The organism is Vibrio sp. A37 (genome assembly GCF_059777565.1).
In genome coordinates this window covers 33,524-43,484 of record NZ_JBLNLI010000022.1, presented here as the reverse complement: position 1 = coordinate 43,484, position 9,961 = coordinate 33,524, and the positions used below count along the sequence as shown (strand labels likewise).

The 9,961-nt window shown below is 36.7% G+C and carries 10 protein-coding genes and 1 pseudogene; 5 read left to right on the top strand and 6 right to left on the bottom strand.

What is annotated here, in order from left to right:
• Window positions 1-1,180 precede the first annotated feature (1,180 nt).
• A complete protein-coding gene (locus ACM2FC_RS21275) occupies window positions 1,181-2,374 on the top strand; it encodes a replication initiation protein (RefSeq protein WP_498483058.1) in 1,194 nt (397 codons plus the stop codon).
• 354 nt (window positions 2,375-2,728) lie between these two features.
• Here the strand turns inward: ACM2FC_RS21275 and ACM2FC_RS21270 are convergent.
• Window positions 2,729-2,932, bottom strand: a pseudogene (locus ACM2FC_RS21270) (transposase); the annotation flags it as partial.
• Between the two features lie 159 nt (window positions 2,933-3,091).
• A protein-coding gene (locus tag ACM2FC_RS21265) for an IS1 family transposase (protein ID WP_498483060.1) occupies window positions 3,092-3,768 on the bottom strand; the annotation gives its coding sequence in 2 pieces (ribosomal slippage) (window positions 3,092-3,540 and window positions 3,540-3,768; 678 coding nt in all).
• Here ACM2FC_RS21265 and ACM2FC_RS21260 point away from each other — a divergent pair.
• From ACM2FC_RS21260 to ACM2FC_RS21250, 3 genes are all read left to right on the top strand, one after another.
• Complete coding sequence (locus ACM2FC_RS21260; protein WP_498483062.1) at window positions 3,706-3,840, top strand: hypothetical protein; 135 nt, start codon at window positions 3,706-3,708, stop codon at window positions 3,838-3,840. The two genes, ACM2FC_RS21265 and ACM2FC_RS21260, sit on opposite strands and share 63 nt — an antisense overlap.
• A gap of 210 nt (window positions 3,841-4,050) precedes the next feature.
• Window positions 4,051-4,305 carry a hypothetical protein gene (locus ACM2FC_RS21255; protein WP_498483057.1) on the top strand — a complete coding sequence of 85 codons (255 nt, stop codon included), beginning with the start codon at window positions 4,051-4,053 and terminating at the stop codon, window positions 4,303-4,305.
• A 772-nt stretch (window positions 4,306-5,077) separates the two neighbouring features.
• A complete protein-coding gene (locus tag ACM2FC_RS21250) occupies window positions 5,078-5,920 on the top strand; it encodes a helix-turn-helix transcriptional regulator (protein WP_498483056.1) in 843 nt (280 codons plus the stop codon).
• 2 nt (window positions 5,921-5,922) lie between these two features.
• On the opposite strand, the gene ACM2FC_RS21245 is transcribed toward ACM2FC_RS21250, so the two are convergent.
• The 3 genes from ACM2FC_RS21245 to ACM2FC_RS21235 form a co-directional block, all read right to left on the bottom strand.
• Window positions 5,923-6,849 (bottom strand): LysR family transcriptional regulator, encoded by a 927-nt coding sequence (locus ACM2FC_RS21245; protein WP_498483055.1) that lies wholly within the window; start codon window positions 6,847-6,849, stop codon window positions 5,923-5,925.
• 256 nt (window positions 6,850-7,105) lie between these two features.
• The gene (locus tag ACM2FC_RS21240; protein ID WP_498483054.1) at window positions 7,106-8,413 is read right to left on the bottom strand and encodes a YjiH family protein; all 1,308 of its coding nucleotides are present in this window, start codon (window positions 8,411-8,413) and stop codon (window positions 7,106-7,108) included.
• Window positions 8,414-8,776: 363 nt separating this feature from the next.
• A protein-coding gene (locus tag ACM2FC_RS21235) for an IS1 family transposase (protein WP_498483059.1) occupies window positions 8,777-9,453 on the bottom strand; the annotation gives its coding sequence in 2 pieces (ribosomal slippage) (window positions 8,777-9,225 and window positions 9,225-9,453; 678 coding nt in all).
• On the opposite strand from ACM2FC_RS21235, the gene ACM2FC_RS21230 reads away from it, so the two are divergent.
• On the top strand, window positions 9,391-9,525 hold the full coding sequence (locus ACM2FC_RS21230; RefSeq protein ID WP_498483062.1) for a hypothetical protein: 135 nt from the start codon (window positions 9,391-9,393) through the stop codon (window positions 9,523-9,525). The genes ACM2FC_RS21235 and ACM2FC_RS21230 overlap by 63 nt on opposite strands.
• A 17-nt stretch (window positions 9,526-9,542) precedes the next feature.
• Here the strand turns inward: ACM2FC_RS21230 and ACM2FC_RS21225 are convergent, their stop codons facing one another.
• Entirely contained in the window at window positions 9,543-9,959 is a 417-nt protein-coding gene (locus tag ACM2FC_RS21225; RefSeq protein WP_498483053.1) for a hypothetical protein, read from the bottom strand.
• Window positions 9,960-9,961 lie beyond the last annotated feature (2 nt).

The window sequence follows — 9,961 nt, the reverse complement described above, 5'->3', positions numbered from 1 at the left end:
TATTACCTAAACTAAATGCGGTAACTGTCGTTAGATACTGATTCTACCGCATTTGAGCTCTAGGTTTGGGGCTTATTACCTATTTCAGATGCGATTATTTAGAGGTATTACCTAAACTAAATGCGGTAACTGTCGTTAGATACTGATTCTACCGCATTTGATCTCTAGCTTTGGGTCTTATTACCTATTTCAGATGCGATTATCTAGAGGTATTACCTAAACTAAATGCGGTAACTATCGTTAGATACCAGTTCAATCGCATTTGATCTCTAGCTTTGGGTCTTATTACCTATTTCAGATGCGATTATCTAGAGGTATTACCTAAATCAAATGCGGTAATTGCCGTTAGATACCAGTTCAACCGCACTTGAATTTTAGGTTTGGGACTTAATACCTATTTTAGATGCGATTACTTCGAAGTATTACCTAAGTTAAATGCGGTCACTGTCGCAGGATAGCGATTCAACCGCATTTGAGTTTTAGGTTTGGGACTTAATACCTATTTTAGATGCGATTATTTAGAGGTATTACCTAAACTAAATGCGGTCACTGTCGTTAGATACCAATTCTACCGCATTTGAGTTCTAGGTTTGGGCGTTATTGCCTATTTCAGATGCGATTATTCAGGGTAGTTACCTAAATCAAATGCGGTAATTCTTCAGAAATACTAGCTTAACCGCATTTGAGTTCTAGATTAGCCGTCAAATACTGGGTTTGATAGAGGAAGTGTAATACCTAACCCGTGCAATCGCATTTCAAGCCTTATTTGCCACCCCAGTCTTTAGTCTACGCAGGGTTTTACTGACATTGTGATACCTTACGTATTCGTGCCGTTGATTGGCGTGACTTTAACGGTAAAGAGTGATTAAATCACTTCGCCGTTTTATCTATAACCTTTACAAGCTCTTAGATAGGAATTTTCTATCGGTTCTGTGCCTATGGATACTCTTTCTTATTGTTTGTTTACTGCCGGCAGTCGCTGATATTCTTAATTTTCTATACCTATTTATAATGCGGTCCAATTTCTATTCCTAATCTAAAATGCGATCAAAAGGTTGATCTAGAGCTACATAGCTAATGAGTCCAACTTGAAATGCGGTAAATACGTATCTAGAATGCGGTTAGTACCTATTTGTAATGCGGTACAGAGCGATAAAATTTTGAACAGAGATTGATACATATGGCGAAGCTTCCAAGGCACATCAAAAAGACACATGATCTAGTTTTTTCAGCTCAGGGACTTTCTGCAAGGGAACAAGATCTTTTCGGTTTGATGATGGCTCACATGCAGCCAGATGATTGGGATGACAGTACGCCTAGATATACTTTCTCTTCGAGTGAGTTAAGTGAATGGCTTAATTTGAACAAACGAACTAGTGTGGTATCTCAAATCAAGCCTGTTGCGAAAAGACTCGTTTCCCATGTGATTGGCTTCGAAGCAAAAACTGCCAATACCAATGAAGAATTCGTCTACTACAACTTTTTCAAACGGTGTGAGTACAAAGATAGGAAATTAATACTGGTTCCGAATGACGAATTGAAAAGTCAGTTCATCGAGTACAGCAAAGGTTTTTCACTGATCAATACTCATTCCTTTATCGCGATAAAAAATGAGATGGCTAAAAGGCTTTACGAGTTTTTCTCTCGTTTCAAAGCCACAGGAAAACTTAACCCTATTTCCTTGGATAAATTAAGATATTACTTGGGCGTTATCGATCGGAATGGCAACGTTAATAAAGGCAAGAAATGCCATATGGACTCCAACTACTTCATTAATAACGGGGTACATAAAGCGGTTGAATACCTCAGCTCTCATCCTATAGTCAGTCAAGAAATCCTTTTTGCTAAAAATGAAAAGTTTTTGGGGTTTACCCTCATACGAAAAGGCAGGGTTATCTCCCAAGTCTCTTTTGACTTTCAGTGGATTAATAAAGATAAGCCAATAGAGAGTCTTCTTGAAAAGCCGTTACCGATGTTGGACATGACTGATATTAGTGCTGCACAGGTTAGCCCTCTAGAGCCAATGAAGGGCTCTATCTTAAGTAACAACGAGAACGCTATAAACCACCAAGCCTCCAAAGAGGAGGCGGCGGCCTCCCAACAAGACCAAGAGCTTCAGGAGCTGAATTCGCTAACTGCAATGAAGAAAAGAATATTGGAGATTGAAAGCAGCAGATTGACGAATAAAGAGGCAAAATTATCGGACGACGAAATGAAGGAATTGATTGGTTTGTATAATGGTATTGGTCATGTTGAAAGGGCAGAAAAAATTAGAGTGGCGTTAGACAAACGAATCGACTCAAGAAAGCAGCTGGAGAACTATGATCAGAAACTTTCTGAGCTAGATAAACTGTTGGGCGACATTGACTACTGAGCATTAGAGGCTCTTTGTTGCGATTTCCTACATTGAAAAGAATTGTGGTTGGTAGGAGCCATCAGTATTCGGCCAATTGGTTTAAGCTAAATGCATACTTTATGCATATTTCATACATTTAGAAAAGGAAAGGCAGCCAAGGTAGCTCTCCCGAGCAACTACATTGTTTTGTCCCGATGCGAAACACCAGATTATTTCTAATAAACTTTCTTACTCAGTGTATATGAGGTGAAGGCTTTGTAAAAGGTTTGCTCAGAGCGAGGCTTAGCCTTCAGCATATGTAGTCATGTCGAGTGGCGCGCAGTCGGTAGTCACACAGAATGCATTCAAAGGGGGCGACCTTTTAAAAGCTCTTTATCTTTGGCCATACCGAAGGGGTAGTGTGAGTTCGGTGTTAGACTCCATTCTAAGAACGTCGCGGACTTTGGAAAGGGTTTCGCCGACGACACGATTGGCCAATAAACAAAAGTAGCGGGTCGTACGCAAACCTTTTTTTGGGAAGTGCTGGATGAGTCGTTTGATCAGTTCAAGTTGGGTGATCTGCTCCGTTTCATACTTTCCCGAATGGCGCTGGCTTAACTAGACCTTTGGTTGATTATTATAATTTAAGCCACGAATTGAAAGAAAATTTATTTTTCGTCGACAATAATGCAACCATGATATTAGGAGTACCGACAAAGGATTAGAACGACATGGTCGTGACTCAAATCGGTTGAATCACCAATAGAACTCCCGCTCGATAAACGTCCCTATAACCTTGTCATGCATCTCTTCTGATTTTGAAAAACCGATCGTTTTACGCACGAGTCGTTTCAATCTTGAACGTAATGTCAGATTGGTTCGCTCAATTCGTTGAGTGAACCTTTTACCTACAACGTGCTTTGCCCTTGGTAACTCTTTCGTGTAGACACTGAAGTCATCAGTAAAAAAGAAGCGGATGTCGAACGGCTTTAGTAAAGCGAGTAACGACCTCAACGCATCCGTATTACGTTTACCAAATGCGTGAGCAATGACACGTTTGTAGCGCAGCTCCCATGCATACCAAAGCCAACGACGGTGTTTCTTATTACCTACGAAAGAACATTGCTCATCGACTTCACAGATTAGACTGATGTTTGCTCTATCGAAAGGTATCGAGGTTACTTGCCTTGGCGAGAGTTTTTTAAAGTGCTCAATACAGTGTTGTAGGCCACATTCAAGACTCTGGCTGTTTCCCTAACGCCAGAGCTATTCATTGCCATTTCTACAATTTTTTCTTTACGAGCTTCATAGACATAATCGATTTGAAAGCTCTTTCTACACTCGATACATCTGAAGCGAGGAAAGCCTGAATGTCCCTTTCCATGTTTACGGACGGGTTCAGTTTTATTGCAGAAGCGACATTGAACTTGGATGGTAGCCATGAGTTAAAAGTAAAGAGAAATCAGCAGGCTATGTTAGCACATTTCAACCGTTCTGAGTCATGACCCAATTATGAGAGAGCAAAGCATGGAGATATGGGTACAGCCTATTTTCTTGAGGGAAAAGTTTACAAAATATTTAACCAAAAATATTCAAATCAATTCAAAATGCACTATTTGAACAATAACAATACATTAGCCAATAGATGTGCGACCTACATAAACATACTGCCGTGTAATAAAGAAGCTGAATTTAAGGCTAGAGCGGTAGGAATAATGCCGAAGGGACAGAAGGGACTGATCCTTGAAATGCCTGAGGCAAAGCCTTGTGATAGTGAAACATTCAGAATATTAAACAAAAAAGACTTAATACCGGAACCCTTTGTTATGGGGGATTATAAGCAAGACAATATCGGAATATTCAATAACCGCCCTGTGGTGTTTGATGTGGACTTCGTTGGTACTCAACATCGTAACTCGATTTGTTCTCAGACAGCGATGAGGCTCTCTGGTATACACGACCAAAAATAGGGCGAAGTGTTTATGATATTTTTGCTAAGCGCAAATTTTTAACAAGAAAAAATATAGATACTACAGATAGAATATCAGTTTGATCAGGCCATCTCATGTAACTGTTTAAATTACGATATTCCATTGAGCGGCACAAAACTTAATTTTTCGACGATGTCAGAAACTTTTTTGTTCAGAAAGGGCTAAAATCCGGTATCTACTGCTAATAACTCAGGGTGGTTTGGTCTGTTTCTTTTACTACAAGAGCTCACTACTTTCAGCAGTTCGATTCTTCTTCTGCGCCTTACTGCGAGTGCTTCACTGAGCTATCTCAGTTAGGGGAGATTATTTTCAGCAGCGATAAGGAACTACAATATTCGAAAAAATGATAGCGGAACTAATAAATAGCCATGGTACTAGAGGTAGAATGAGGACACAGGTACATTTTATATCCGAAATATTGATACCTAATATTTATTCATTCAATATTGTAATACTTTAAGTAAATATAAGTCCTATACATTAAAGATATTTTATAAGATTATCTGAGGATTATTCCTATTTTAGAATAAATTTATCACAATTTTTACGTTGACGAGTTTTGAGTAAATTATTAATATTTTTTCACCCAAATAGTCATAACAAGTTAAATTTAGATATCTATAAAATTTATTTGGTTCAATTAAAGTAAGTTAAACTATTTAGTAAGTTAGTAAGTTAGTAAGTTAGTAAGTTAGTAAGTTAGTAAGTGTTGTTTTTTAAAATAATTAAACTATATTTTTTAGAGTGTGCTATGTACAAAGAAGCAAAATACGAAAAATCAACCAATGAAAATGAATTAAAGATTCTAAATCTAGACCAATATCTTGTTGATAATAAAAATCTCCCTTTCTTAACTCAACATAATATTGGCTCAATCATACCTGAAGTGGAAATTGTTAACTTAAGCTTTTCTCGAATAAGTAATAAAAATGGAATTTTTTTTTCATCTCTTAAGCCAGATTTATTATTTGAAACTTATAAAAATGGATTCTTTGAAAGCAAAAAAACACTAAATTTTGACTCAGTAAATCCCTTATATAACTTAACATCTTGTCATAACAACAAAATAAATGATTTTTATAAGAAAAAACTAAAAACAAACTACAATTTATCATGCCTTGCTCTAGATTTTGATCTTGGAAAATACAAGGATACATTTTACTTCTTACTAAAAGAAAAAAAACATTGGGACATAAATTACTATTACAATACTCTACATAGTCTATGTATTTATTTATATAAAATTACTGACCAAGAAGGCATTGAAGTGCGATACAAATCTGATTTAATCATAGGAGAGAAAAAAAACACTAAAAATAATAGCGCATTTTCTCCGTTTGAATTATTGCGTAAAAGATATAAAATAACCCAAAAGCAGTTAGATTATATGAAACTTATCTCTTTAGGAATGGAATCAAAAGTTATATCACAAGTAACAGCTCGATCAATTAGAACCGTCGAGTCTGCTATTTCTGAATTAAAAAGAAAGTTTAACGTTAGCTCTAAATCACAATTAGAAAATTTTCTGAACTTTCACTACTCAGTTGAAGCTAATATATATTTTCAGAAAAATAATAGTTGCAATAAATCTTAAATCTATTTACCAACCATTTCAACGAAATTAAAATCTTTTATCAACCTTTCTTTTAATATTTTTATTATATGTTGTATGTTTTCACTTATTGGTCGACTAGCTAAGTAATATATAGAAAAGTCAAATAAATCCATATCTGAACTCATTCGTTCTAATTTACCTTGCTTGATTTTTTCTTCTACTAGAAAATAGGGAACAAGGGTAGCTGCTTGGCCAGATTCAGCAACTTTTACTCTAACATCATTGCTGTCCACTTGAAAAGCAATATTTCCTTTTTCTTTAACTTTAAAGTAGAAATTTTGAACTAAAGGATGATTTAGTCGCGAGGCAATATGATGAGTATCAAATTGAGGGAATGCCCATTTATAATCTGTAATATCTGATTTATACCCCATCGAAGGATTAAATACACAAGCAGTTTCTATACTTAAAAATGGGATTTTAACTAATAGATCAAGTTCAGGTATATTCGAGCTTAGATTTGAAGGAGAAATGAATAAGTCAATATCACCTTGCAGTAACTTTTTATTTAAGTTAAAAAACGTATCAGAGAAGATATTGATCTTAATATCTTCCTGTTCAGGTTCAATTAAACAAATGGCTTCGCTAATTAAGGGGGACACTACCTTACCAATCCCAATATTGAGCTTTCCAAATCTTCCTTCTTGAATCGTTTTAGTTAAAACCTCTAAAGACAAAAAGTCACTATAAATTTCCTCTAATTTCACATAAAGGCAGTCACCTGCTTGCGTTGGTACCAAGTTTCTCGTATGTCTATCAAATAACGTGACACCTAACTTTGATTCAAGATTTTGTAGTTGTTTGGTGACATTAGATTGACTTAAACCAGATACTTTAGCTGCTTCAGTTATGCTTTTTAGTTCATATACATTCAGAAAGTTCTTAATGATTAAACCATTAATAGTCATTATACTAAGTCTACTCATACTACAAAATAATATATAATAATATTTGGTCATGCACTATACTAAATATAAGTTATATTAGTCAAAAAAATATACGGGATGATATACCTATAGAGCCGACGTACATTCCTGTGGTCCTTACTGTTATAACAGTAAGGTATTACTCAAAATTATTCCGGTTAAAGATAGTAATTTTGGAGCGTTGATTCATCCACGGGGAATCACATGCCGCTCTGTATCAACAGAATAAAATAAAGCCTTATTTAAAAAGTAATAATGCTATTGGGATAGCGAGTGTCAAACTTAAGAAAGTCCGAATAAACCAGACAAGTACAAGTTGACTTATATTTAAAGGTATTTTCGTTGATAAAATGCAAGGTATTGATGCAGAGAAAAAGAGAATAGACGATACACAGACAACACCCGAAACAAATCTTGAAACTATGTCCGTGTCTTTCATCAATAGAGCTGGTAAAAACATTTCAGCTAATCCTGCAGCACTAGAGCGCGCTAACTCCATACTATGTTCTACGCCCCATACCCAAGTTATTGGGTAGAATAAATAGCCTATCCAATCGAAAACTGGGGTGAACTTCGCTGCAAGTAGTCCGATGATTCCGACAGACATGATTGTTGGTAAGATGCTGATAGTCATAATTAAACCATCTTTTAGACTGTCTAATATGTTCACTCTAACCGTAGAAGCCCTCTCAGCAGCTTCAATTCCTCTAGATACTGCGGTTTTTATTCGGCTACCATTTGCAATGACTTCTTCGCTATATTCCGCTTCGTTATTGATTTTGGAAAGAGGAGGTAAACGCGCAGTAATTGCTGTTATTACGAAGGTAATTATGAGTGTGACCCAAAAATATATATTCCAAAACTCCATCAAGTTAAGTGTTTTAGCAACGATTATCATGAACGTCGCTGAGACAGTTGAAAAACCAGTTGCAATGATGGCCGCTTCTCGCGGCGAGTAGTGTCCAGAGAGGTATACCCGATTTGTAATGAGTAAGCCAATAGAGTAACTACCAACAAACGAAGCGACCGCATCTATTGCTGAGCGACCAGGCGTCCGCCAGATGGGTTGCATAAACCTTTGTAGAACAACCCCCACCGTCTCCAAAAGCCCATAACTCACCAAAAATACAAGGAATACAGATCCGATGGGGACAATTAAGCCAACTGATATTACGAGTTTTTTAAATAGAAATGGGAGCATATCCGGGGATTGCAATAGATCTGGGCCAGACTTTGTTATCGCTAGAACTGCAGCAACAACACCAAACCATTTTAAGAAAAGAAATACTTTTTCTGTTCGGTTACTTCGCCAACGTCCCGTAACAATTGGATGCACAGCGCCAGCGATGATCATGAATAATGCATACCATGAAGCGCCTTCTCCCAACCCATGTTTAATCCAACTTACAATGTGATCTAATGGGATACTTTGCTTGTTATTAATCGTTATCGGGATGAAAAAGACAAAAATTCCAACGCTACTTAAACCAAGTAGTCTAAAAAAATTATTGAATAGTGAATTATTAGGTTTTGTATGTTGATTCATGCTACCTTACCGCTATGGGTGGGAGATAAATAAATAAAAAATCATTCGCTTAAGAGAAGGGCGGTACAAAATATGCACACAAATGAATTGTGTCATCTGTATACGGTGATCCTCGATTCAAATCATAATAACAATGCAAGGTCTTCTCTATATTTAGTTGTAGTACAAGCATCCTGTTAACCACTACACATTAAAATTTCATATCATTCATACCTTGAAAAATCCGATGCACACGATTCCTGTTTTCTTTGAATTTCTTGCTAAGTTCTCTTAATCATATTGACCTAGTCTGACAGTTACGTGGCGATATACATTACAGTCAGTCGATATCTAAAGATCAGGTCGTGACTCAAATCGGTTGAATCACCAATAGAACTCCCGCTCGATAAACGTCCCTATAACCTTGTCATGCATCTCTTCTGATTTTGAAAAACCGATCGTTTTACGCACGAGTCGTTTCAATCTTGAACGTAATGTCAGATTGGTTCGCTCAATTCGTTGAGTGAACCTTTTACCTACAACGTGCTTTGCCCTTGGTAACTCTTTCGTGTAGACACTGAAGTCATCAGTAAAAAAGAAGCGGATGTCGAACGGCTTTAGTAAAGCGAGTAACGACCTCAACTCATCCGTATTACGTTTACCAAATGCGTGAGCAATGACACGTTTGTAGCGCGGCTCCCATGCATACCAAAGCCAACGACAGTGTTTCTTATTACCTACGAAAGACCATTGCTCATCGACTTCACAGATTAGACTGATGTTTGCTCTATCGAAAGGTATCGAGGTTACTTGCCTTGGCGAGAGTTTTTTAAAGTGCTCAATACAGTGTTGTAGGCCACATTCAAGACTCTGGCTGTTTCCCTAACGCCAGAGCTATTCATTGCCATTTCTACAATTTTTTCTTTACGAGCTTCATAGACATAATCGATTTGAAAGCTCTTTCTACACTCGATACATCTGAAGCGAGGAAAGCCTGAATGTCCCTTTCCATGTTTACGGACGGGTTCAGTTTTATTGCAGAAGCGACATTGAACTTGGATGGTAGCCATGAGTTAAAAGTAAAGAGAAATCAGCAGGCTATGTTAGCACATTTCAACCGTTCTGAGTCATGACCTTAAAATGAGCCTCATCATAGGTTCAGCAAGGTTATTTTCTTAAAGTTGTCTCGAACATCTTTTTGTAGCAAGAACCGAATTACAATCAATGACAGCGCCATAAAAAAGAAATATTCTTTATTACAATAGGGAAGTATTCTGTTGCTCATTTCTAAATATAAAGCTATCAAACTATAAAAAACAAATACTGAGTACATTAATATTGTTAACCTATACCCCCATTGTTTGTAGTTCCACAGGCCATAAGATGCAACACAAAGTGTTACGTTTAGCCAAAAAAACAAAAGAATTCGACCTATCTCAAGGGTCGATATATGATGATTTACATCATATACACTTGATAATCCGCTAAGTATTATTCCAAGAATACCAGATGTAAACCCAAATATAGTTACCATAATAATTACTAAGTCACTGTTTTTATTTTTCATAG

What these genes read in the sequence shown, in the direction of transcription:
- ACM2FC_RS21275 (WP_498483058.1), top strand. Translation starts at nt 1,181, where the DNA reads ATGGCGAAGCTTCCAAGGCACATCAAAAAGACACATGATCTAGTTTTT.
- ACM2FC_RS21260 (WP_498483062.1), top strand. Translation starts at nt 3,706, where the DNA reads ATGTCCCTTTCCATGTTTACGGACGGGTTCAGTTTTATTGCAGAAGCG.
- ACM2FC_RS21255 (WP_498483057.1), top strand. Translation starts at nt 4,051, where the DNA reads ATGCCGAAGGGACAGAAGGGACTGATCCTTGAAATGCCTGAGGCAAAG.
- ACM2FC_RS21250 (WP_498483056.1), top strand. Translation starts at nt 5,078, where the DNA reads ATGTACAAAGAAGCAAAATACGAAAAATCAACCAATGAAAATGAATTA.
- ACM2FC_RS21245 (WP_498483055.1), bottom strand. Translation starts at nt 6,849, where the DNA reads ATGACTATTAATGGTTTAATCATTAAGAACTTTCTGAATGTATATGAA.
- ACM2FC_RS21240 (WP_498483054.1), bottom strand. Translation starts at nt 8,413, where the DNA reads ATGAATCAACATACAAAACCTAATAATTCACTATTCAATAATTTTTTT.
- ACM2FC_RS21230 (WP_498483062.1), top strand. Translation starts at nt 9,391, where the DNA reads ATGTCCCTTTCCATGTTTACGGACGGGTTCAGTTTTATTGCAGAAGCG.
- ACM2FC_RS21225 (WP_498483053.1), bottom strand. Translation starts at nt 9,959, where the DNA reads ATGAAAAATAAAAACAGTGACTTAGTAATTATTATGGTAACTATATTT.